We start from the raw sequence: 22,920 nt of genomic DNA, 5'->3' as shown, positions 1-22,920 counted from the left end.
TCTAATTTTATTGCTGCAGAATACGATGCGCGTTTTAATTTCGTCATTTTTTCACCCAAATTTGTATGCTTATCAGCATAACATTTCTTTCTTAATGGGTGGCCAAAATCACTGTACCACTACAGCCCTTGATGTAGATAAAAAGCTAAGAGAGCTTGATGAGCATGAAAAAGAAATACTTTCTAAACGTTATGAGCTACTTAGTAACGTCGCTAAGTATAATGGGTTGTATTTAGGTGTTGCTAACAACTCATGGAACTCACATGTTGGGCAAGTTAAAGCGATTTTAAAGGAATTAGAAAAGACATACGTTAATCAATACAATGCGCATGGTAACTTAAATAATCAACAGTTTTTTCATAGACGCAAACTTCTTTTTACTCGCTTAGATACGGCTCTAAGTCGCTTTGCTCAACCTGCCTTGGGCGGAAGTTTAGTGGCGGGTGATATAAGACGAAATTTAGGATTAAGCTCTAAAAGCATGATACATCATTGGCAACAACAAGGAGGGGTGGCTAAAAGTATTCCTGAATTTGCCCAAAACTACAAAACTGTAGCCAATATGGCCAAAAACCTAAAAAGAGTTGGGTATGTTGGAATTGCGCTGACAGGTGTCGAGGCCAGTGCAAATATCATAAAAGCATGCACAGAAGGAAATGAGCAAGCTTGTACCAAGGCCAAGTATGTTGAGACAGGTAAGGCTGGAGGTGCTGTTTTAGGTGGTGCTGGGTTAGGCTATCTTGGAGGCTATTCATTATGTAATGTAGTTTTTGGTTTACCATCCGGAGGAACGAGTCTTTTATGGTGTGGTATTGTTGCGGGCGGAGCAGGCGGTGTTCTAGGTGGCTCTGTTGGAGGTTATTCTGGAGGGGTTGCAGGCGAGTTAATATATGAGGTTGTTGAAAAGTAATGGAGCCTATTAAGTTGTGGTTTTTAACTCTGTTTCTTACATCTGCGGGTCTTTTCTTTTTTATAATATTACCAATTTTAATAGCTATAAAAGATAAAAAAACACGGTTGGTAGAGGATGTTCTAGATGATGGAAATCGGTTTTACTCATTAAATATCATAACTGCTGGTAGCGGAGCATTGCACTACGGTTCTATATTTCTATTCGATTGGTATGCTAGGCGTTATAAGGTAATAGAGGAGAGAGAAAAGGTACCCAAAAATTTGCAGATGTGGTTTAAGCTTTATTATATTTTGTTTATAACATTTAGCCTTATGTTTTTATTAGCATGCTTAATGGCCTACTTTGTTTAGATTAACTGCTTTCTTTTTTGTTGATTAAATAATGGATTTGATATTTTTTGGTGTTGGCTTAAGTGTTATTTTTATCATTCTTTTACCTTTAGCTTTTTATTTAAAAGCAAAAAAGCTCAGAACGGTTGAAGATATTTTAGAGCATGGAAATCGCTACTATTCCCTAAATATTTTTATGGCGCTTCATGGTTTACTTCATTATGGCAGTGTATTTTTATTTGATTGGTATGCAAAATGTTATAATTTATTAAGTGATAGAAATAAGGTGCCAGCTCAAGCCTCGATACTATTTAAAGTGTATTTTGTAATTTTTATGCTTTGCGTACTTTTAATGTTTTTATCTACATTATTTTTTGAATAATGACTTTAGGCTATAGAAAAACCAGAGGGATCACCCATTAGAAAGTTCCGGTCAAGCAGGTAGCTGTTTTTTCTAGATTTTTCATTCAAAACCAAGCGTTCTTATTATTTAAACTCAATTTAAATATGGCTACGCACCTAGTAATGACGTCGATTGGTGTGAATATTGAAAAAAACGCCATATAAATTAATGCCCTTGGCTTTCGCCTGAGTCACTGTTTAGCGCCAGTATCAGCCCAAGCTATAAATATCTTGAAATTATACTTTTAAGCTCTATAATTACACGTAACAACACCCCTCCCGCTACCCGTAAGCTCAGCGCCCTGCGAGGGGTTAATTATTTCTATAGCATGGTAAAAGGATTTAGCCTTCATGCAGTTCCCTAAAGCCCCCATAACATTTGCAAAGCAAGTCGACTTACTTGAAGAGCGTGGGCTAGTAATTAATGATAAAGAAGCAGCAGCCTTTTATCTTAGTCATATCAATTATTACAGACTAGGCACTTATTGGTGGTCGTTTATTGAAGATCATCAAAATCATACTTTTAAGTCTGGTACTACGTTTGAGCAAGTGTTAAATCTGTATTCTTTTGATAGAGAGTTAAGGTTGTTACTACTTGATGCCATTGAGCGAATAGAAGTATCTCTGCGAACTCAGTGGTCATATCATTTAGCAAAAAAGCATGGCTCACATGCACACTTAGATCCTACTGCATTCACTTCTAAATTTAACCATAATGACTTTGTTAGTAATATTTGTGCTGAAATTCAACGAACGTCAGATACAAATATAAAAAAGCAAAATCAGAAATATAATGAAGAAACCCCCGCTATTTGGATTGTTGCTGAAGTAATGAGTTTTGGCTGGCTTTCTAGAAGTTATGATGCAATAGGGCGACGAGCGCTAAAAAATGATATTGCAGATTCATATAAAGTAAAAGAAACAATACTCTCATCTTTTTTACACCACATAACGACGGTACGTAATATCTGTGCCCATCATAGTCGCTTATACAACCGAGATTTTACATTTACCATGAAGCTGCCAACAAATGGCGACAGTGTTTTACTTAATAGCTTTAGCGATACAACTAAACAGTTATACAACACACTCGTTATGTGTGGTTATTTTATGGATTTAATTAGCCCTAACCACCATTGGAAACAAAAGCTAGCTAGCTTAATTGAGGCATATGATATTAAAGTAACCGAAATGGGCTTTCCTGAAAATTGGAAAATGTTACCTATCTGGAATAGCATTAAATAAACTAAGAGCTAATTAAGCCCTCAGTTAACTGTAAAACCAAAGGCACTAAATTTTTATTACACATCAAATATCTAGCTTTTTAGTTTATTGCTCATCGAGTCAATTACTCTGTCTAGACCACGACGAATAAAGTTTAAGAATGCGTTTACCATGTGATTAACCGTGGGAGAGTGCATGAGAATAAAGGGCAATATTATTGCCCTTTATTACGCGCTTAAATTGGTAGTTATAAACTATAGCGCGACTAAGCTTTGCTCTAGCATTGCTTTTATTTGTTTTACTATTTTAGCTTCTGTTTCTGGTTCGAATTGTTGTATACGTGGGGTATGAATATGCCCTGTAGGTATACTTGAATTAAGCGCATCGCGCAGGCGAATACTTCGGTACGATATTTCGTTAGACAAGTAACCACCGCCGCCGCCATTTACCGCAATACTATTTTTAAGCTCGCCGTACGAACCGGCTTTATAGGTTTTTTCAAGGGTGGTGACTTCGTGATTGTCGATAACTTTATAAGGGCCTTTGGCTTGTTGCATGTAACTTACAGGCAAGCTAAATTTTACAAACTCGTTGCCAGGGAGTGGTCGGCCATTAAGCTTTGGTATTACTGGGCTTGTTTGCGTTCCACCATACACAATATTGGCATTATCTGGGGCAGTTACACTGCGACGTTTACCCGGAAAGTGCTCCAAATCAAATTCTGTTCTGCCCATACTTACGGTTACTACCATGTCTACATTATTAAGTGCGTAGTAGGGGGCAAGTAGCGATTCTATTATACCTTGATCGAAGTCTTCGTAGCGTACAGGCACCATAACGGTGTTTATTTCTGCGCTCACGCCGTTGTAATTAATAACTTGGCCGTCGAGTAATAACGCTGCAACACCGGAAGGGTTACTTTGGTTTATGTTTTTATCGAGTAAAAATGGGTCAAAGCCCGTTAGTAATATTTTTTTAGTGCTGCCTGATGAAAAAGCAAGATCGGTGCGGCCTCTGCTGCCGTCCTCAAGCATTGTTAGTAAAGTATTTAGTTGAGCCTGCGTAATTGAAAATTTAGGTGAAGTTGTGCGTATTACTTTACTTGAAAGCAGGCGTGCCCAGTAGAGCTCTCGGTCGTCGTAGTTACTAGTTTTTATTATGTGTTGCTTGGCGTTTTCCCACAGTTCAAAGCTAAAGCTTTGTACTAATGCTTTTGCACTTTTAAAGTCGTTTAATTCTTTAAATTGTTGCTCAAAACTTGATACTTGTGAGGTAAATGCATTTAAAACATTTGGCATTGCCGATTGGGCTTTGTTGATACGCTGTTCTTCAACAGTTAAAGGATTACTTAAAGCAGCGAATGAAGAGGCAATTAAGCTGGTCGCTAATAATACTTTGATCATAATATTCCTAATATAAGGCTATTTTTTATGTGTAATTTACTATCCTATTATTACTAACTTAGGGCAACCGATTAACGTTGAATCGACTGAAATTTGCTTTTGCCGTGCATTAGTATTGTTTAACGGCCAATTAGTATCATCGGCTAATAAAAATCCCTGAGTCAAAAATTGATCTTTATAGGTTCTACTTTAAGTTCTAATAAAAGTAAAAAGCCGTTACAGCAATGCAACGGCTTTTCATTATGGTTTTATGCGCTTCGACGATACGAGCGAAAGGCTTTATAGTCCTTTAAAACCCTCTATTAATCATCTGGCCCTTTTAAGGTAAACACTAAATGTTTACGCATATCCTTTAAAATCACGCCTTTTTTAAGCATTGCGCCGCTTAAGCGTTTTTGCCATTTTAATAAATCTGGCTCTGCGGCTGCTAAGGCTTGCTCGTTTTCAAACTGAAAACACAGCAGTAGTGAACTTGGAAATAAGTGATATTCCACATCAAACCAGCATTGCAGCATGCCTGGGAGCTCAGCGCGGCCTTGCTCTTCTAATTTTTCAGCAGTATTAAGTACAAGCGCTTGCTGTTTTATTTGCACTGCAGAGAGTTTTTTCATTATTAAAATCCAAGTTAGCGGCTAAAAAATGCAGCCGGAATGTGGGCATTATACGCAAGCTTATAGGCAGGCAACAACTTTGAAAGGGAGTTAATGTCCAATAGAGTGTATCTGCTTAAAATTTAGGGTCATGTTGCAAGGCACCTCCAGTTTTTCAACCTATGTAGATCGGATAAGTGGCGCAGCCGCGCCATCCGACTTTTTAAGTTTCATCACTGAACTCCGATTTGGGTATTAATATATTTTTTAGCTCAATAGTTAAGTAACCTTAACCTAAGCTTTTGCCAAGTTGCTTGCGACAACTGGGGAGTGGTTGTCGCAAGGCGCCTTTAGCGTCTCACCACACTTAATACTTATAAGAGGTATTAATTGGGTAGGCTTATTTGGATCGGCGCTTGTCTAGCACATAACGTACGGCCATTCTTGCAACACCCGCACCAATACCTGAGACTACTGCCCATGTAATGGCCTCTTTAAGATCTGTTTCTTCGCTTGGTCTATCTTTTGGGGCTGGTTCGTTGGTAACCTTTTCCCACGATTTTTGTAAAGTTTTCCTTGTTAACATACCTGCAGATGCAGCGGCGAGACCTATACCTATTGTCGTAATTAGTTGTTTATTACTCATAATGTTCTCCTTTTTATAAATAACGGCAGCGTTATTTATGTATAACTCTTTAAGTAAGAATATTAATAACAGCAATTTACGTACCGATAGGCTGAGGCGTTTTTAAATCAGGGCGTTCTTGTTTTATGCAAATTAGTCGTTTAAAACCATACTCACATCACACTTTCACCACATTTACACACAAGCTAAATAACCACTGTAGAGCGTGCGCAACTCTGCTCAAATCTTCTTTTTAGATATTAACTCTGCAATTTAACTTACCTTCTAGGCGGCTTATCGCACTCATTGCTGTACAGATAGTAAACACTTTCACCCTATGCTTTAATATTAAAAAACAAGGGAGGGCGTTATGAGTAAAAATCGATTTTTATTTAATAAATACGTTTTGGTAATGACAGTGTCGGGCACTTTGGCAGTGCCGCTACCAGTGCTGAGCAACGATAAGGGGCCGCTAGTTGAGCAGCTTTGTGCTAGTTGCCATAGTTTAACTAACCTTGAGCGCAGCGCGGGTTATAGCCAGCAGGACTGGCAAACATTAATAAGCTATATGGTTGATGCGGGCGTAGATACCGCGCTTAATAAAGATATAAGTGCTTATTTAGCTGAGCATTATCCTGTTAACACTAAGCGCGAGTCTAAGGTTGTTACCGGCGATTTAAAGCTTAGCTTTAAGTACTGGCAAGTGCCAACGCTTGGGCAGCGCGCTCGCGATCCGGTGCAAGGTAAAAATGGCATTATTTGGTGGGTTGGCCAGTGGGGTAATATTTTAGGCAGGTTAGACCCTCAAACCGGCGATATGAAAGAGTATACACTGCCAAGTGGTACATATGCGCACAGTGTGTCGCTTGATAAAAATCAAACCCCTTGGTTTTTAGGCAATAAAAATGGCACGGTTGGATATTTAGACTTAAAAACCGAAAAATTTAAAGTGTATAAAATGCCAAATAAAAATGCCCGCGACCCGCATACTGGTGTATTTGATGAAGCCGGAATATTTTGGTTTACCCTCCAGCATAGCAATATGATTGGCAAGCTAGACCCTACAACTGGCGATATTCAATTGGCTACTTTACCCACTAAAGGCTCACGGCCATATGGTATTAAGCTTGATTCAAAAGGCACGCCGTGGGTGTCGTGTAATGGTAGTAACTGTTTGGTTAAAGTTGATAAAAATACCATGGAGCTTAGTGAGATAAAACTCCCGGGCGCTAAAACGCATACTAGGCGATTAGCCATTACGCCTGACGATATAGTTTTTTATGTTAACTCTGGTATGGGTAAACTTGGCCGCTATAACCCCAAAAACGGTAAAATAACGCAGTGGGATAATCCCAGTGGTGAAAACAGTCATCCGTATGCAATTGAATATGCCGATAACGCCATTTGGTTTAACGAGTCAGCCAAGCGTCCTGAAACCTTAGTAAGGTTCGACCTTAATACCGAAACTATGCAGAGCTGGCAAATTCCGAGTAAAGAAGGAGTTTACTCTGGCTTAATTAGGCATATGCGCATGGGGAATAATGGGCTGATCATTCATCAAACAGCAACTAACCAATTAGCTGAAATTACGTGGAGTAAGTAATAATTTATTTTATGTTAAAGCTGCGTACTGCTTACTAGTAAGTTTTCTAATATTAGGTAGGAGTTTTTTACAAAGCTTAGCAACTTTTACCTTTTAAATAAGTAAATTGATACAATTGTTTATTTAAGATATTGATTTTTATTCGTTAAATTTGTGGTTTGGGTTTTGCTTGGTAGTAAGTGTATTTTCTTAAATAAAATAAAGGAGTTATTATGAGTACCGTTATTACTGGGTTATTTGAAAGTGCATCACAAGCAACACTCGCAATTTATAGATTAGAAGCTTTAGGTATTAATGAAGCTGACATAAGCATTGTAGCCAACGACTCATACGCAAAGGAAGATTTTGCTGTAGACGAAGGTACAAAAGCCGCTGAAGGTGGCCTTGTAGGCGCGGCTTCAGGTGGTATTCTTGCTGCAATTATTGGCGGTTTTACTGCAGTAGGTACTGTAGCAACAGGTGGTACGGGCTTATTAGTTGCCGGACCATTAGTCGCAGCATTTGCTGCTGGTGGCGCAGGCGCCGCAGTTGGTGGTACTTTAGGTGCTGCAATTGGTGCGTTTATTCCTGAGCACGAAATTAAATATTATGAAGATGCCATTGAAAAGGGCTCTATATTAATTGGTGTTAAGTACGATAGTGACAACAAAAACGCTATTGAAGAAATACTTAACAATGCAGGCGCAAGTAACGTTTCTACGGCTTAATGCTAACTAATTAGTTTCAAAATTAATTAAAAAGGTGAAACTTAGTTTCACCTTTTTTTTCGTTTTTAACGGCGGAGCAATTATAAATATTAACGTAATTTTTTATCATTAAATAAACTCCATATATAAGTAAATTGGTTTTAAACATGCTTTGATTATAGAAAAGACTTATTTAGATAGGCGCTTTTTATTACATGTCGTAAGGCCTCCCTAACAACACCAACTCTCGAGACTACCTCCTATATAATAACGGCCTTTTTAATAGCTACTTTTTAACTTGGCTTGTCTTTTTGGGTTGGATCGTCGGTAATCTTCTTTTATGAGTTTTGTAAAGTTGCCATTCTGTTTGTAAATATGCCTTGGTTTTTGTTTAACTTTTGGGTGAAAGTCAGTTTTTTTAATTAATTAGCTATTTATTTAAAATTAATAAAAATTATAAATTTACTTTTTAATCAATAGATTAAAAATAAATAATACATAAAATCATGTTTACGCGTAGGGCTGGTATAGACATTGAAACTACTTGTTTAATAGTCGCTTAATTTAGCGTTATTGCTTTATTAATTTGATACTAACGAGGAGATGATGATGAATTATTTGCAGTTTGATTCAAACGCTAAAAGACCTTTAACCCGCGTTTTAAAACCAACTTTTGCGATACTACTTACCGGTGTGTTACTACAAAATAGCGCACTGGCAAATGTAAAAGTTCAAATGCACCAAGTAACTAAGTCAGGCCAAGGGCAATTACTAGGCACTATTACACTAACAGAAAATGATCACGGCGTTGTTTTTTCACCAAACTTAAAAGGTTTAACGCCTGGGCAGCATGGCTTTCATGTTCATCAATTTGCTAGTTGTGAACCCAAGAAAAAAGGCGATAAAGTTGTGCCGGGGGGCGCCGCTGGTGGGCATTTCGATCCAAAAGCTAGCGAGCATCATGATGCTCCTTGGGGGGATGGTCATTTAGGCGATTTACCGGCGTTGTATGTAAATGAAAGTGGCCAAGCTAAATCGCCTGTTTTAGCACCAAGGCTCACGCTTGAAAAACTTAAACAACACGCAGTAATGATTCACGAAGGAAGTGATAACTATGCAGATAAGCCAAAGCCATTAGGTGGCGGTGGCAAACGTGTTGCTTGTGGCGTAATTGAGTAAATATAAGGAGAAAGTTATGCCATATCAAAATCGTGATGAATTACCTGAGTCGGTAAAAAGTAACTTACCTAAACATGCTCAAGACATATATCAAGAGGCGTTTAATAGTGCGTGGGATACCTACAAGGACCCAAGCGATAGAAAAAACGACGACGACCGCGAAACCACTGCGCACAAAGTGGCTTGGTCTGCGGTTAAAAATAGCTACAGTAAAAATGATAATGGAAATTGGGTTAAGTCGAGTAACTAGTTTTGATCAAACTAACAAAGCTAAAGCATTAAAAAGCCGCTACAGCATATTGTAGTGGCTTTTTTATAGAGCCCAGTGATTAATCACTTTTCTATTTATCCGTTAAACAATACTTTACGGCATGTTTGAGTAAAATTGGTAAGCAAAACCATAAGTACTGCTTTAAACACGAATGTGAGTTTGGTTTAAATTTGCGTTATTATTTATTTGTATTAGCCAATCAGAGAACACTTTGAATTATTTAGCTCATCTTTATTTAGCGCAGCCCACAGCCGATTCTCACTTTGGGAACCTGTTGGGTGACTTTGGTGGAAAAAGACATGTAAAGCACTTACCAAACACAGTTAAAAATGGCCTCGATAACCATTATTTAGTTGATAAATTTACCGACTCTCACCGCGCAGTTAAACACGCTAAACAATACTTTTCACCCGAGCGTAAACGCTTTGCTGGTGTGGCTATTGATGTGGTGTTTGATCACTTTTTAATTGTGCATTGGCAACGATTTAGCAAGCAACCTTTAAGTGATTTTAAGTACACCAGCTATCAGCTTTTAAATAACCGTATACCTGTTATGCCAGCGCGAATGCAGCATGTTGTAACAAGTATGACTAAAAACGATTGGTTTAAAGAGTACGAAACCGTTGAGGGAGTAGGGCTTGCGCTCGATAACATAGCCAAACGCATTCGTTTTACGAACACTTTTGCGGGCGCGGCTGATGACATAGCACAGAATTACGATGAATTAGAAGCCGTGTTTCTAGCGTTCTTCCCGGAGCTAATTAAGCATGTAAGTGAGTTTGACCTTGAAAGCACCCCAAAAAATGGCATAAAGCGCATTATTTAAAGTTTTCATCAATTGTTAATCTTTTGTGATAAGTTAAGGTGAAAAAAACGCTACTCTAATACAAATTAATTTTTGAGTGTTTTTAATGAATCGCAATTACTTGGCTATTGTGGGCTTTGCTGTTTTAGCGGCATTTCTATCTGGTTCTGTATTAGCTTTTGACTTCGACTTAAAATCGGTACGCACAACTATTTCAAATCCAAATACTAGCCATGCGTTAATATACGACGACTTGGCTGGGAGTAATCAAAAAACACTGTTTTCGTTAGAGCCCATAAATAACCAGCGTGTGGGTGTGTTTTTTGATATTAACGATATTGAAATTGGCTACTCTGCCGACATTTTTGAAGATGACGTTGAAACAAAAACACTAGATATACTGCTCTCGTATAGAAAATTTAAAAATTCTAAAATCACATTCAACTATCAAACGCTTGAAGGGCTGCAAAGCACGGCTAGCAATTTAAGCGGCAATCAAACGGATCAAATTTTCTCGCAAAATACACGTTCAACCAAGTTTGAGTTATCTGGCCAACACAACTTTTATACCTTCAATAATAAAGCGTCTTTGTTTGAGCATTTTTTTCTTAATAGGCCAAAGCTAAGCAGCAAATTTGATTTGTCGTTAAGTGTTGTTGGCGCGTGGTCTTTCAAGCATGTATCTCTTGAGAACAAAGATAATATTGTGTTTCAGGCTGATTTTTTAAATTCACCTGTGCCACAGGTCACTAAGTTAATTTCTAATTCGTATGGGGCGAGTATTGGCTCGCTTTTATCATTTTCGTTACCGCATAATGTTCACGTATTTGCTGAATACAAAGTAGGTAAAGGGCATATTCAAAACACAAACCCTGGGCTGGGGTTAAAAGATTCGGGCGCCGAAAAAGTCGAGGCATTCGGTGGTGGAATTTCTTGGACTTCCGACAATAAAAAACTTATGGTCGTACTACGTGCGTGGGAGCAAACAGGCCGGCATATAGATACTTCTTTGGGTGATTTGTCAGTAATTAAGTTTTTTAGTATTGCTCACCGAAATAGTAAATTTACCAGGAATACTATGAGTAAGAATAACGCAGTACCTCAGGCTTATGTGAAGCAAGAGGAAGGTTACCGAATTAAAGCCTTAAGATTGTACCCTTGGGTATGTGGGCGTTGTGCCCGTGAGTTTGAGTACTCTAATTTACGTGAGTTAACGGTGCATCATATAGATCATAACCACAGTAATAATCCAGAGGATGGCAGTAACTGGGAGTTATTGTGTATTTATTGCCACGACAATGAGCACAATAAATACCACGAACATATTATGTATGGCGGGTCGACTACAGAGCGAAAAGTTGAGGCTGCAACGCATTCTCCATTTGCCGATTTAAAAGCGATGCTTAATAAATCAAAGTAGCTACTATGATTTCAACTGTTTGGATAAAAACAAGGTTGTTACATCAGCTACTTTAATAAGTGACAGTTTATCTGCATGGCTCCATGAAATTTTTGAGCCAACACTTTCACAACAAATAACACCTAGTGGTTTGTTATCAATAAAGTAGATGTAATCAAGCAAGGAGTAAATGTTTGATGGTTCAAAATAAACCTTGGTTAAGTTTTTAGTGATTTCGTGGTTTCTCGCATCTGATGCGTCTAATACTTTATGCTCTAAAATATAGTCAAAGTATGCAGGAAAGTCTTCAGCTTTTAAAACTGCATTACTTACTATCTCATTTTTTTCATCAAGGCAAATTAAGCTATTAATGGCAGTATAGTCGTGATTAAACAACCATAGACTGACTCTGTCGGCATTTGAAATTAACTTTTTTAGCTCATTGCATATCTGTTTTAGCTTACGTTCACTCGTAATGTTTGGGTTACTAACTTTAACTGCTAAATTTTTGAGATTTGAGTTTTTTGGATTATAAACATTGAGCAAGCTATTTAAATGATCTTTATTAAATGGCTTCGTTAAATAGCCATCCATACCAATGTCTAAATAGTGTTCAATATCTGGTTTCATGGTGTTGGCTGTCATGGCAATAATTGGCGTTGTTTTACCTGTTTGTTGCTCTCTAATTATCTTAGTGGCTTGCACTCCATCCATCACTGGCATTTGAATGTCCATAAAAATTAAATCAACATGGTTGGCAAAAAAGTAATCAACGCATTCTTTGCCATTTTCGGTAAATATTACTTTTGCATTATGAGCTTGTAGCATTTTACTTACGACAACTTGATTTACTTTATTGTCTTCGGCAACCAAAATAGTGCACCCTTGTAAATCGGTTATTTCTTTATTTGGTTTTAATAATTCATCGAGTTCTGATGTTTCAAAGCTTTGTTGGTAAGTAAATACAGAACCTTTATCTTCTTTACTCGTGAAGTTTATTTTGCCATTCATTAAATCACTTAGCTTGGTGCAAATGGAGAGGCCAAGGCCCGTGCCCCCGTACTTTCTAGATGTAGATGAATCGGCCTGATGAAACTCTTGAAATAAATTTTGCTGTGCAGCTTTACTAATACCAATACCTGTATCGATTATTTCAAATACAATATTTTGCGTGTTTAAGAGGTTCTCCTTTACAGTGACTTTAAACTCTACCTGGCCTTGTTGTGTAAATTTAATCGCATTTGAGCATAAGTTATTTAAAATTTGAGAAACTCTGACAGGGTCGCCTTTTAGGGTTGTAGCGATATTTTTATCTATAGATGGAATAAATTTTATGCCTTTATCTGTGGCTTGTTTCATTAGTGGATTAATTACATTGTTAATGACTTCGCTCAGGTTAAAGTTAATATTCTCAATATTTAATTTACCCGCTTCAATTTTTGAAAAGTCTAAAATATCATTTACAATATTTGAGAGTATATTCGCGGAGCTTAAAATACTTTTTAGGGCGTTATCTTTTTGTATATTTGAAGTCTCTGCTAGTCCAAACTCAGCTAAATTTAAAATGCCGTGCAGCGGGGTTCTTAGCTCGTGAGACATATTTGCTAAAAATCGACCTTTTAGAGTGTTAGCTGTGTCAGCTTCTTTTTTTAGTTCTTCAAGATTTTTATTATGTATTTGTTGCTGTTTTAATGCAGTGGCCAGCTTTCTGTTGTTTAACCTGAGCTCAAGTTGTGCGATAACTTCTTTGCCAAGTATTTTCAGTGCGTTAATTTGTGTTTGAGTTAGCTTTTTTGGCTGGTCGCTGATAACACATAATGTACCAATCGTGCTGCCACTAGGTGTAACTAGCGGTGTGCCCGCATAAAACCGAATGTTTGGATCGCTGGTTACTAGAGGGTTATCATAAAAACGTTCATCAAGTAGAGCGTTTTGTATTTCAAATACTTGGTCTTGCAGTATTGTATGAGAGCAAAATGCGATATCTCTTTCAGTGGAGTCTACATCGATACCATACTTTGATTTAAACCACTGCCTTTGTGGATCAACTAAGCTTATAAGTGATATGGGGGCTTCACAAATATCAGAAGCAAGTTGAGTTAAATCATCAAATACTTTTTCGGCTTCAGTATCTAATATTTCATACTCGTAAAGGGCCTTTAATCTAGATTCTTCGTCAGCTGGTATTTGTGCTTTTATCATAGTATTGCTCAATATTTATATAGATTCACTATAAGAGTAATTTAGTGATAATGACAACTTTAACATGTAGAACCGGCTAAAAAAAAGACATTGCATTTTGCTACTCTATTATTACTTTTTTGAAATGTTTTTTCTATTGTGACTAATATTGGTTTTTAAACTCGTATTTTAAAATCTGCTCTAAATACTTAAAAGTAACTTTGCTAAGCTTTTTAGTTGAGTAAGCTGTTATTAAAAAGGCCGAATCCCATTTAATGGTTCGGCCTTTTAAAGCTTTAGGTTAATAACAATAAGAGTTATTTTTTCTTTTCGCTTGGTGCTGGTTGGCCATAATTAGGTGAACGAGGTCCATATAATAAGCCGTTGTAAACATCTGAAGAAAGTAAGCGTGTTGAAGTCATTGCTGCGATTTCAAAGCCTTTATCGGTTACCGTTTCAGCAATTTGATTGATTGCTGCAATAACAAGCATACCTACAAGGCCACCACCGCCATTACTTTGTTGTTCAGCTGAAGAGGCTCTTGCTTTGCCTTGCCATAATTGCTCGCCAGTGCGTAAATCAACTAATGAGGCTGATACAGTTACAGCTGTTTCGCTAGAAATTACAACATAGCTAGTGCCGTATTCTTCAATAGTGATGTAAAGCGCAGAGTCTGCACCAAAAATTTCATGTAATTTATTCGCCGGTACTTGGTGTACGTCGCTTGCAACAGTGAGGCCATTACCTTTAAAGGTTTGATCAACTAAAGCAACAGGAAAAACATAAAAACCCGACTCAGCTATAGGCGCGACCATTTGAGTCATCACACTGTATGGTGCAATTACTTCAGGTGTATTATTTAGCGGAGGTAAAATAATAACTGAGTGAGGGTCTGCTTGTTTAAATGCTGTGTAGTCATGTGCTGGTGGAGGTGAAACACAACCAGCGAGTAATGCGACTAATGCGATCGCTGTGTATGATTTTAAATTAAGCATATTAAGCGCCTTTCGCAGATTTTAGAAGGAAGTCGATGTAATGAACTGATTCTGGGAAAAGTGATTTCTCAGTTTCGAAGTGAGTAGTGCCTAATGAAGGGTTACCCGTTTCAAAGTACAGCATACCTAGGTGAGCATGTAGGCCAGGTGCAACATTCTTACTTTTGTTTGCGGCATCGGCAATAATTTGCTCAAGCATACTAATTTGCTCTTCGGCTGTTACGTCATCTGCTTTTAAATAGGCGTATACGGCAGTGCTATAGTCGCCGTAATAGTAAATAGGTTCTTTCGTTGAGTTACAACCCGTTAGGGCTATACAAACAAATGCTAAGGTAATTAGCTTTTTCATTATTTATTGCCCCATTGGCCAGCTTCAAGACCAGTAACTAACTTGTTAACGACTTCGCGAATAGCTAGGTCAAGTACTTTGCCATTTAATGTGGCATCGTATGAAGCTGTGCTACCAAAACCAATAACTTCACGTTCTGATAGGCTGTATTCACCAGCACCTTGCACTGAATAAATAACTTCTGATGTAGTAACATCAACAACATTAAGCGTTACTTTAGCATAAGCAATTTGCGATTTACCTTTACCCAATAAACCAAAAAGCTGGCGATCGCCAATGGCTTTACGGCCAAACTCTGTTACATCACCAGTTACAACAAATTTAGCACCGCTAAGAACTTGTTTTGTACCTGTTAACTTTGCCTCTTCCGCAAGGGCTGCCATATTGTCGCGATCAAGCACACTAAAGCGATTTGTTTGTTGTAAGTGGCTCATTAGTGTTGTTTTTGCTTGGCTACCTAAACGGTCTTGGCCTGATGCAAATATACCATTTTGAAAGCTCGAACGGTTTACAAACTGACCTACGACTAGTTTGCTTTTTGCACCTGAGTAGGTTGTGTTATAGCTAGCAACAGTTGGTGTTTCTATTACTTTTGATGATGTTGTAGCACACCCAGCTAAAGACGAAGCTGTAATTGCAGCGATTACAATTGTTTTAATGTGGCTTTGGTTAATTCGCATAAATTTATGTCCATATAGATAATTGCAGAAGTTTTTATTGATAGGCGCTTGATTTTTATACTTATAAGTCAATTACTTATTTCAAGAGTCCATTCAACTTACTTTATAAACAAAAGTTGATGTAAATACAATGTTATTTATGTTTTATACAGATACACACAATGAAAAAGAATAAATTCTTTGTAATAACAATGCTAATTCATTAGTTTTTAAATTATTGAAAGCCTTTTTCTATAGTTGATATACAAGGAGATTTATTGCGCGCTGAGTTGTTAATTAGTAATTTTATTCAATTAACTGTAATTTTTTAAAACCAATCGGCTGCAACTTGTAGTGGGGAAGGATCGCCTTTTTTAGATACCTAAAACACTAAGGCTTGCTTTGTTGGCGATATTTTTTTAGCGCGAGGCAGGGTTAAGTCAGCTAATGATAATTGCTGCTTGGTCTGCATGTTATTTTGCTCGTAGCCAATAACAACAAAGTCGTGTTTTAACTTATGGCCTGCGTTTTCGCCGCTGTGTATTGGTGTTTCTATGCCAAAGCCTAACAGAGCTACATGGGCTATTAAGTTTTGGTCAGTATTATCTTCGATATTAACAGTATCGTATTCGAGATTAATTTTACTGTTGTTTATAGTCGCTTTTAAATTACCTAAATAACGGGCTTTAGCTACAGGAATAGCTTGTTTATAAAACCAACCTAGTCACCCGTTGCCGTTAACCATAAATCTTGGAGTAGCTACAATCCTACTTTTACCAAGTGCCTTATAAGTGCGTTGTCTGTTACTAAACACAGCAGAGGCAAACGGGTCTTTCCAACCCAAATAATTCCAATAAGTAACATGAAAATTAATAGGGATTAAATCAGTCCATAGTTTCTCATCATCTGTAAACGTTGAAATCCAGCGCTCTGCTGGTGGGCAACTACTGCAACCTTGCGATGTGTAAAGCTCTAAAAAGGTAGTCGGATTAGCTGTACTAGAAATAGTTACTTGCTCAGCAGCTTGGCTTTGAAAGCAAAAAATTATTAACCCAACAAGTGAGATTAAAAATGGATGGGATGGTGCTTTAAAAGGCATGTTACTTCTCGCAAAGGCTGATATTGCATTCAGCCTAAATGATATTTACGAATGTAGTATAACGAAATACTCACAATTAAATCACGTTTTAACTGTGTATTTTATTTAGCTGCTCAATTATTGAAATACTTTACATGATTAAATTTTATTTTTAGGAAATATTATACTTAATTTGATGGTTTGTTAGTTAAAAGCGTCAACCTTTAGTGTGTAAGTGTTTTTTTTATATAGAGGTTATCAAATTTTGAGTTTTTATTTATTTATTGGCAATAAAGGTTGCGATATTTATCAAGGTTATATTTACCTAATAAATATTATGCTAATTAGTTTTTTAGCCTTTTTTATCTAGAAATAAGGGGGGAGTGAGTTGTTTTAGGAAGTATCGCTTCGTTTTATTATTTTAATTAAGTTAATTATTTGTGTTTTATTTTTTTTATTGTTCTGATAAGTGGTACGGTATTGTGTTGCTTAAGTTGCTATCCTGTTGTTTTATTTGGTTTTTAATTGTTGCCTTTAAGTGTCATTTAGTTAAAATAAGGTTTCAGTATAACTTTTTATTGGGTCAAAACACCCGATTTTAGTTTTAAACGGATGTTTGATTTACTAAAAATCAGTAAATTTCAAAAGGATTTATTAAATGAAAAAGACAAAGTGCTTTGCATTGTGTTTAATCGCAACCTCTATTTTAACTGCGTGTGGCAGTGATAAAGACCCATCTAGTACTAGTGAAACACCTAAAGTAGTAGCCAATACAGCACCTTCAGTAAATGCAGGAGCTGACCTTATCGTAGATGAAAATCAATCTATTTCATTTACAGGAACAGCTGAAGACTCAACCGGTACAATAGCAAGCTATGCATGGCAGCAAACCTCTGGGATTGATTTAGAGCTTAGCGGCTTAGATACAAGCACCCTTTCTTTTACAGCGCCAGAAGTAGATGAAGAGCAAGTTGTTGTATTTGAATTAGTTGCTACTGATGATGGTGGTTTGACTGCATCTGACTCTATTTCAATTACTATTAAAAATGTACTAGTAGAACCAACATTGAGCTTAAACGAAAGAGTCACTGTTGAAGAAAATACAGAAGTAGAAATTACAAGCATAGCAGAAGATTCTAATGGCTCAATAGTGTCGTATGCTTGGCAACAAACTGACGGCATTATCATTGAAATTGATAACTTAACCAATGATTCTTTAAAATTTATTGCTCCAGAAGTTGATTTTGATACAACGTTAACTTTTGGCTTAACAGTGACAGATAATGATGGTCAAACAGCTACAAGTAGTGTTTTTGTTGATGTGACTAATGTTGCCGCAAGTGTTATGTCTATACCTGGTGGTAGTGAAAATATTGTTATAGATGGGCAAACCGTTGAGGCAGCGCTGAATGAAGTATTAGTACATTTAAACGATGATGTTACAGAAGCTGAATTAGAAGCTGTTTTTGATGAGATTAGTAATAATGATGCTGGAATCGCAAGTTTTGATGATGCATTAAAAGTATTACAGATAAGAGTTAGAGAAGGCGCTTCTGAAAATAGCTTGATAACAAAAATTGGGGAAATGGGCGGCGTTAGGCATGCAGGTTTAAATACTGTTATAGAGTCAAAAAACTTAAGTCTGATTAGTAATTATAATCATGTAATCAAAAATAAAAACACTGTAATACAATATATTGCAGAGGAAAGCACTGATGAGCCTCTTTTTTCTGGAGATTATTGGGTTAAAGCTGTAGCCGCAGATAAAGCATGGGATGCATTACAAGAACGTACTTTAGCGCCAGTGACATTAGGTGTTGTTGATACCGGTATAGGTGCAGGACAAATTAGCATTGAAAGCTCTCGCTTAACTCGTCTACGCGCACAAGAGAATGGCCAATTTGGTGTTGTTGAAGGTGATGATACAGAAACTGATAGTTCTCATGGGTTGTGGGTATCTAGCTTTATTGCTGGACATAACACGAGTGAAGGCAGTGCAGTGTATGGTGTTGATCACAGTGCCAACTTAATACATACCGATATTTATGTTAAGCGTTGTAAGGATGGATCAACTACTGAAGAGTGTTCATCTGAATCTCCTATTAAAACTTATATAACAGATTTAATAGCAGGAACTAAGGCGACTATAGATAGCGGTGCGAGCATTGTAAATATATCTTGGGGTGATACAAGCACTTGTGCTGACGACTCACAAGTTAGATTAAAAAGTAATAGAAATTGGCGTCTACAACAAACTAACTTAGTGGAATACGCAAAAGAAAAAGATGTATTACTAGTTTATTCGGCTGGTAATAACTGTGAAAAAAATGATGATCAACTTTTAGTTGATATCAATGATATTGCCCAAGATGCTTGGCAAACAAATACATTGATTGTAGCGGCAACAGATGCAGATGATAAAGAAACTGATTTTACACGTATGGGTAACGTCGTAAATATTGCGGCTCCTGGTGATCAAATGGGGTGGGGGAATACTGATGGTAGCTTAGGCGTAGGTACATCATTTTCAGCCGCTTTAGTAACAGGCTCTGCAGGGATTGTGAAAGGAATTAATAGTTCATTAAAAGCAGCGGAGATTAAAGATATTTTAGTTGCTACATCTTCTAATTTAACGCTTTCTGAAGAGTCAAAAGCTCTAGGCACAACGGGTCCTACGCAGTTACTAAATATTCACTCTGCAATACAAACAGCCGATTTAACTGTTGATTCTGTTTTAGAAGTTAAGGCTCCAATTGCTTTATCTAAAGGGGATAAAACTACTTCGCAGTTAAGCTTTACCTTACCTGAAACTACTGTGACAGCAATTGATGTCATGTTTTTAATTGATGTTAGCGGTAGTTATACTGATGATATAGCCAGCTTAAAAGAGCAAGCTGACAATATATTAGAAAACTTATCTGGTCGTGGAATTAATGTTGCTTTTGGGGTTTCTGCCTTCTCAGACTTTCCTATTGATGGATACGGCCATGAATACGATGGTGATGAAGCGTTCTATTTATTACAGTCGGTGACTACAGATATAGATGCCGCAAAAACAGGAATCAATAATTTAACCATTTATTCAGGTAATGATTATCAAGAATCACAGTTAGAAGGTTTGTACCAAGCTGTAACTGGAGCTGGTAGAGATATAGACAACGATGGAAATTATACTAGTTTAGGTGATATTGAACCTATGAATATTGGTTGGCGTGAAGGTGCTTTAAAAGTTATTTTATTAGCGACAGACGCGCCATTTCATGATTCAGATATAGATGAGAATTACCCGGGTGCGGGCAAAACTGAGGTCATCAATGTATTACAAGAAAAAGGTGTGACGGTATTTGGATTGCAAAGCGGCTCAATTGGCTTAGCTACAGATGATTTAGATTCAATTGTGTTAGCTACCAAAGGACAAACATTTTTATTGTCGTATGATAGTAACGAAATTGCAGCGGCTATTTCTTCAGCTCTTGATGAGGCTTTAAAAGAAATCGATCTCTCAATTGAAGTGATTTCAGGAGAGCAGTGGGTTGAAACTATTACCCCTGTATTAATTGAGAACGTTAAACCAAATGAAGAAGTGACCTTTGAAATTAATTTGAAAGGGATTAAAAATGCCTCTCTTGAGGAATTAAATTACGAAGTGATACTTTGGATAAGAGGTGATGGTAGCGCAGTTGTAAGAAGGGTTGTAATTCCTATTACAGTTCCCACTTTAGCTGACTAATTTAGACAAAATTAAATGATTAATAAAGCCGATATTGAGCGTTGCTCAATATCGGCTTTTTATTTAATGGGCCAAATATGAGTAGTGCTAATACTTGCCATACTTTTAGTTTGTTGCTTCTGCAATTGATTTTTAAGCATATTACTTCATACAAAAGTTTATTTTTCTTTAGCATAAGTAATTTTTAAGATTGAAGTATCACGAAATACTCACAATTAAATCACGTTTTAACTGTGTATTTTACTTAGTTAAAACTTAATTTGAACACCCGCTCAAGTTGTGCTTTAATCGTTGCTCAATTATTGAGGAACTTTACATGATTAAATTTTATTTTCACCATACTCCTAACCCAATGAAGGTTGCACTCTTTTTAGAAGAAACAGGCTTACCGTTTGAACTTGTTCCTCTTGATACTTTAAAAGGTGAGCAACATACACCTGAATTTCAAGCAATTAATCCAAACGCTAAAGCGCCAGCAATTGTTGATGGTGAAACACGTGTGTTCGATTCGAATGCTATTTTAATGTACCTTTCTGAAAAGTATGGGAAGCTTGAAGGCAAGGGCGAGGACCGCGCTGAAATGCTGTCGTGGTTAATGTTTATCGCATCTGGTTTAGGTCCGTATTCAGGGCAAAGTGTTCACTTTAGACACATGGCGCCAGAAGGGCTTGATTACGCGGTTAATCGTTATTTACGTGAAGCGCAGCGCCATTACGAAGTACTTGATACTCACCTTGAAGGTCGTGACTTTATAGTGGGTGATACGTATACCATTGCTGATGTATCTGCATGGGGCTGGATTGATAAAGCACCGGTTGTATTAGGTGAAGAGGGTTTAGCACCGTATCCAAATCTTAAGCGTTGGTTTGAAAGCATTGATAGCCGCCCAGCGGTTGCACGTGCACGCGCAATTGGTACTGATATAGCCTTTAAAAAAGAGTTTGATGAAGACGCTAAAAAAGCGTTTTTTCCTTCAAACTACCCAAAAGTATAAAAAGTAATTAGTACTAAACAGCAGATCAGTTAGCTGATCTGCTTATTGTATTTTATTGCTGTGTGAGCGGTTCTTTATTTTCGTCTGACTCAAACAAGCTAACCTCTTGCGTGTGCTGGCTTACGCTATTTCTTTTTAGGGCGATGTATAAATCTGAGTGAATGTATATGCCCTCTGTTCCTGACTTCATACCGGCAATTTCAAACCATGAGAGCAGCTGGCGTTTTCTGCCTGCAAGTTCAAGCCTTATATCGCGCTTTTTAAATATAACGTCGAGGTCGGCAATGATTGGTATTTTCTTTTATGTGATTAAAGTGATTGCTAAATTAACTGGCATGAGGTTGAACACATGGTTCATCCACAGTAATTTAAGCATAGATCCAAAGAAATAAAAAACGGGCCTTCATGAAGTTATAAGTATTCAAATACAAATTATTTAGGCTAACTTAAAGCCATATATCCTCAAACTTGACTCCGAGGGTATGCTATTAATTTAACACCTTGTTGATAGCTAGGCTTATCAACAAGGCGATACTGAATTATTACTTTTTAGTTGCTTCGAGGTTTGAAATATTTTTTGTATATTCTACACGGTGATTTATATGGACATTAATTATTGTAGTGCAGAGTTCGCAACAAAAATAATAAGGTTAGAATAATCGATGAATTTAAATAGGTACTAAAAGTATTAAAAAACAAAGGATAACCCCTCCACCTCTAATTTACACGTAAGCTTATTTACTTTGGGAGTTGAGTTATTACTCGTCAATCAAGTTGGTGTTAGTCTTGCAACTGCTTTTATGATGATAAAGTGAATTTATTAGTCGTATTTTCAATTATCAATAATTTTTATTAATTAGTGTTAGTAGTTTTACTAAACCACTATTTATTTAATGCGGAGATAATAGCCATGAAAGCGAATATAAGCAGTGGAGATAAAGCCACTAAAGTGGGTGGTATTTTTGACAGCGAACATAAAGCTAAAGCAACCTTTGATATTTTAAATAATGACGAGAATTTTGTAAAACAAAGCATAAGGCTAATTCCACCTCACGATCAACATTACGATGAAAAGGTTGAGCCTGAAGATAAAAAAATTGCTAAAACTATGTTGAAATCACACTTAGTATTTGCCGTAGTTGGTCTTGTTGTTGGTGTGATTATTGCCAGTATACTCTTTTTATTAGAGTTTGAATTTTTACAACAACACATCCTAGAAACATATGTTTCGATAGGTATTCTTTGTACTTTTGTTGGTTTACTAATTGCTGGAGCTTTTTCGTTAAGGCCAGATCACGATGATTTGATCAATAATATAAGAGAAGCAACTCGCTCGGGTCTGTGGGCGATTGTTGTACATACCGATTCCCACGAGAAAATGGAAAAAGCAAAAGATCTTATGCAGCCACACGCTGTATCAATATCGACGACTTTATAATGCTAATTGACATAATAATTTAACCAACAAGGTTGTATAGTAGTGTTGTTGGTTAAACCGTATTATA

General features: G+C 37.0%; 20 protein-coding genes and 1 pseudogene. 12 read left to right on the top strand and 9 right to left on the bottom strand.

Annotated elements, in window-relative coordinates; translation table 11 throughout:
• The 3 genes from H5117_RS17060 to H5117_RS17050 all read left to right on the top strand — a co-directional run.
• A partial coding sequence (locus H5117_RS17060; RefSeq protein ID WP_182738740.1) for a hypothetical protein occupies positions 1 to 910 on the top strand: 910 nt, incomplete at its 5' end.
• Between the two features lie 384 nt (positions 911 to 1,294).
• The gene (locus tag H5117_RS17055) at positions 1,295 to 1,624 is read left to right on the top strand and encodes a hypothetical protein (RefSeq protein ID WP_182738739.1); all 330 of its coding nucleotides are present in this window, start codon (positions 1,295 to 1,297) and stop codon (positions 1,622 to 1,624) included.
• A 371-nt stretch (positions 1,625 to 1,995) separates the two neighbouring features.
• Entirely contained in the window at positions 1,996 to 2,889 is an 894-nt protein-coding gene (locus H5117_RS17050; protein ID WP_182738738.1) for an Abi family protein, read from the top strand.
• Between the two features lie 233 nt (positions 2,890 to 3,122).
• Here H5117_RS17050 and H5117_RS17045 read toward each other — a convergent pair whose 3' ends face one another.
• From H5117_RS17045 to H5117_RS17035, 3 genes are all read right to left on the bottom strand, one after another.
• Positions 3,123 to 4,271 (bottom strand): hypothetical protein, encoded by a 1,149-nt coding sequence (locus tag H5117_RS17045; protein ID WP_182738737.1) that lies wholly within the window; start codon positions 4,269 to 4,271, stop codon positions 3,123 to 3,125.
• Positions 4,272 to 4,573: 302 nt separating this feature from the next.
• A complete protein-coding gene (locus tag H5117_RS17040; RefSeq protein WP_024596321.1) occupies positions 4,574 to 4,882 on the bottom strand; it encodes a hypothetical protein in 309 nt (102 codons plus the stop codon).
• 379 nt (positions 4,883 to 5,261) lie between these two features.
• Complete coding sequence (locus H5117_RS17035; protein WP_182738736.1) at positions 5,262 to 5,507, bottom strand: DUF4235 domain-containing protein; 246 nt, start codon at positions 5,505 to 5,507, stop codon at positions 5,262 to 5,264.
• Between the two features lie 349 nt (positions 5,508 to 5,856).
• On the opposite strand from H5117_RS17035, the gene H5117_RS17030 reads away from it, so the two are divergent.
• From H5117_RS17030 to H5117_RS17000, 6 genes are all read left to right on the top strand, one after another.
• Complete coding sequence (locus H5117_RS17030) at positions 5,857 to 7,089, top strand: cytochrome C (RefSeq protein ID WP_182738735.1); 1,233 nt, start codon at positions 5,857 to 5,859, stop codon at positions 7,087 to 7,089.
• A gap of 212 nt (positions 7,090 to 7,301) precedes the next feature.
• Positions 7,302 to 7,796, top strand: a complete 495-nt coding sequence (locus H5117_RS17025; protein WP_002958042.1) for a general stress protein — start codon at positions 7,302 to 7,304, stop codon at positions 7,794 to 7,796.
• Between the two features lie 588 nt (positions 7,797 to 8,384).
• Positions 8,385 to 8,954 carry a superoxide dismutase family protein gene (gene sodC / locus H5117_RS17020; protein ID WP_182738734.1) on the top strand — a complete coding sequence of 190 codons (570 nt, stop codon included), beginning with the start codon at positions 8,385 to 8,387 and terminating at the stop codon, positions 8,952 to 8,954.
• Positions 8,955 to 8,970: 16 nt separating this feature from the next.
• The gene (locus H5117_RS17015; RefSeq protein ID WP_182694291.1) at positions 8,971 to 9,204 is read left to right on the top strand and encodes a ChaB family protein; all 234 of its coding nucleotides are present in this window, start codon (positions 8,971 to 8,973) and stop codon (positions 9,202 to 9,204) included.
• A gap of 232 nt (positions 9,205 to 9,436) precedes the next feature.
• Complete coding sequence (locus H5117_RS17010; protein WP_182738733.1) at positions 9,437 to 10,051, top strand: ACP phosphodiesterase; 615 nt, start codon at positions 9,437 to 9,439, stop codon at positions 10,049 to 10,051.
• A 1,057-nt stretch (positions 10,052 to 11,108) separates the two neighbouring features.
• A complete protein-coding gene (locus tag H5117_RS17000) occupies positions 11,109 to 11,450 on the top strand; it encodes a YajD family HNH nuclease (RefSeq protein ID WP_024604747.1) in 342 nt (113 codons plus the stop codon).
• Positions 11,451 to 11,453: 3 nt separating this feature from the next.
• Here the strand turns inward: H5117_RS17000 and H5117_RS16995 are convergent, their stop codons facing one another.
• The 5 genes from H5117_RS16995 to H5117_RS20730 all read right to left on the bottom strand — a co-directional run bounded on the left by H5117_RS16995 (position 11,454) and on the right by H5117_RS20730 (position 16,712).
• Entirely contained in the window at positions 11,454 to 13,631 is a 2,178-nt protein-coding gene (locus H5117_RS16995) for a response regulator (protein ID WP_182721474.1), read from the bottom strand.
• 296 nt (positions 13,632 to 13,927) lie between these two features.
• Positions 13,928 to 14,605, bottom strand: coding sequence for a DUF799 domain-containing protein (locus tag H5117_RS16990; protein ID WP_165743139.1), 678 nt, complete (start codon positions 14,603 to 14,605; stop codon positions 13,928 to 13,930).
• A gap of 1 nt (position 14,606) precedes the next feature.
• A complete protein-coding gene (locus H5117_RS16985; RefSeq protein ID WP_008165258.1) occupies positions 14,607 to 14,954 on the bottom strand; it encodes a DUF4810 domain-containing protein in 348 nt (115 codons plus the stop codon).
• A complete protein-coding gene (locus H5117_RS16980; protein WP_076923668.1) occupies positions 14,954 to 15,634 on the bottom strand; it encodes a CsgG/HfaB family protein in 681 nt (226 codons plus the stop codon). Before H5117_RS16980 ends, H5117_RS16985 begins: the two co-directional genes overlap by 1 nt.
• 703 nt (positions 15,635 to 16,337) lie before the next feature.
• Positions 16,338 to 16,712: a DUF1223 domain-containing protein gene (locus H5117_RS20730; protein WP_259395915.1), complete on the bottom strand. Its 375-nt coding sequence runs from the start codon at positions 16,710 to 16,712 to the stop codon at positions 16,338 to 16,340.
• A gap of 637 nt (positions 16,713 to 17,349) precedes the next feature.
• On the opposite strand from H5117_RS20730, the gene H5117_RS16970 reads away from it, so the two are divergent.
• Positions 17,350 to 20,421 (top strand): PKD domain-containing protein, encoded by a 3,072-nt coding sequence (locus H5117_RS16970; protein ID WP_182738732.1) that lies wholly within the window; start codon positions 17,350 to 17,352, stop codon positions 20,419 to 20,421.
• A gap of 316 nt (positions 20,422 to 20,737) precedes the next feature.
• Positions 20,738 to 21,415, top strand: coding sequence for a glutathione S-transferase family protein (locus H5117_RS16965; protein WP_182738731.1), 678 nt, complete (start codon positions 20,738 to 20,740; stop codon positions 21,413 to 21,415).
• A gap of 52 nt (positions 21,416 to 21,467) precedes the next feature.
• On the opposite strand, the pseudogene H5117_RS16960 reads toward H5117_RS16965, so the two are convergent.
• A pseudogene (locus tag H5117_RS16960) lies at positions 21,468 to 21,704 on the bottom strand (sodium-independent anion transporter); the annotation flags it as partial.
• 621 nt (positions 21,705 to 22,325) lie between these two features.
• On the opposite strand from H5117_RS16960, the gene H5117_RS16955 reads away from it, so the two are divergent.
• Positions 22,326 to 22,853, top strand: a complete 528-nt coding sequence (locus H5117_RS16955) for a hypothetical protein (protein WP_182693385.1) — start codon at positions 22,326 to 22,328, stop codon at positions 22,851 to 22,853.
• Positions 22,854 to 22,920: the final 67 nt, after the last annotated feature.

Source organism: Pseudoalteromonas sp. SG45-1 (assembly GCF_014164135.1).
GTDB lineage: Bacteria > Pseudomonadota > Gammaproteobacteria > Enterobacterales > Alteromonadaceae > Pseudoalteromonas > Pseudoalteromonas distincta.
Note: the sequence above shows the minus strand (reverse complement) of the source record. Positions and strands in the feature narration are given on the sequence as shown.

Excerpts from the sequence above, each read along its gene's own strand:
- H5117_RS20730 (WP_259395915.1), bottom strand. The coding sequence starts at position 16,712 with ATGCCTTTTAAAGCACCATCCCATCCATTTTTAATCTCACTTGTTGGG.
- H5117_RS16985 (WP_008165258.1), bottom strand. The coding sequence starts at position 14,954 with ATGAAAAAGCTAATTACCTTAGCATTTGTTTGTATAGCCCTAACGGGT.
- H5117_RS16970 (WP_182738732.1), top strand. The coding sequence starts at position 17,350 with ATGAAAAAGACAAAGTGCTTTGCATTGTGTTTAATCGCAACCTCTATT.
- H5117_RS17015 (WP_182694291.1), top strand. The coding sequence starts at position 8,971 with ATGCCATATCAAAATCGTGATGAATTACCTGAGTCGGTAAAAAGTAAC.
- H5117_RS16965 (WP_182738731.1), top strand. The coding sequence starts at position 20,738 with ATGATTAAATTTTATTTTCACCATACTCCTAACCCAATGAAGGTTGCA.
- H5117_RS17050 (WP_182738738.1), top strand. The coding sequence starts at position 1,996 with ATGCAGTTCCCTAAAGCCCCCATAACATTTGCAAAGCAAGTCGACTTA.
- H5117_RS17035 (WP_182738736.1), bottom strand. The coding sequence starts at position 5,507 with ATGAGTAATAAACAACTAATTACGACAATAGGTATAGGTCTCGCCGCT.
- sodC (WP_182738734.1), top strand. The coding sequence starts at position 8,385 with ATGAATTATTTGCAGTTTGATTCAAACGCTAAAAGACCTTTAACCCGC.
- H5117_RS16980 (WP_076923668.1), bottom strand. The coding sequence starts at position 15,634 with ATGCGAATTAACCAAAGCCACATTAAAACAATTGTAATCGCTGCAATT.
- H5117_RS16995 (WP_182721474.1), bottom strand. The coding sequence starts at position 13,631 with ATGATAAAAGCACAAATACCAGCTGACGAAGAATCTAGATTAAAGGCC.
- H5117_RS17045 (WP_182738737.1), bottom strand. The coding sequence starts at position 4,271 with ATGATCAAAGTATTATTAGCGACCAGCTTAATTGCCTCTTCATTCGCT.
- H5117_RS17025 (WP_002958042.1), top strand. The coding sequence starts at position 7,302 with ATGAGTACCGTTATTACTGGGTTATTTGAAAGTGCATCACAAGCAACA.
- H5117_RS17000 (WP_024604747.1), top strand. The coding sequence starts at position 11,109 with ATGAGTAAGAATAACGCAGTACCTCAGGCTTATGTGAAGCAAGAGGAA.
- H5117_RS17030 (WP_182738735.1), top strand. The coding sequence starts at position 5,857 with ATGAGTAAAAATCGATTTTTATTTAATAAATACGTTTTGGTAATGACA.
- H5117_RS16990 (WP_165743139.1), bottom strand. The coding sequence starts at position 14,605 with ATGCTTAATTTAAAATCATACACAGCGATCGCATTAGTCGCATTACTC.
- H5117_RS16955 (WP_182693385.1), top strand. The coding sequence starts at position 22,326 with ATGAAAGCGAATATAAGCAGTGGAGATAAAGCCACTAAAGTGGGTGGT.
- H5117_RS17040 (WP_024596321.1), bottom strand. The coding sequence starts at position 4,882 with ATGAAAAAACTCTCTGCAGTGCAAATAAAACAGCAAGCGCTTGTACTT.
- H5117_RS17055 (WP_182738739.1), top strand. The coding sequence starts at position 1,295 with ATGGATTTGATATTTTTTGGTGTTGGCTTAAGTGTTATTTTTATCATT.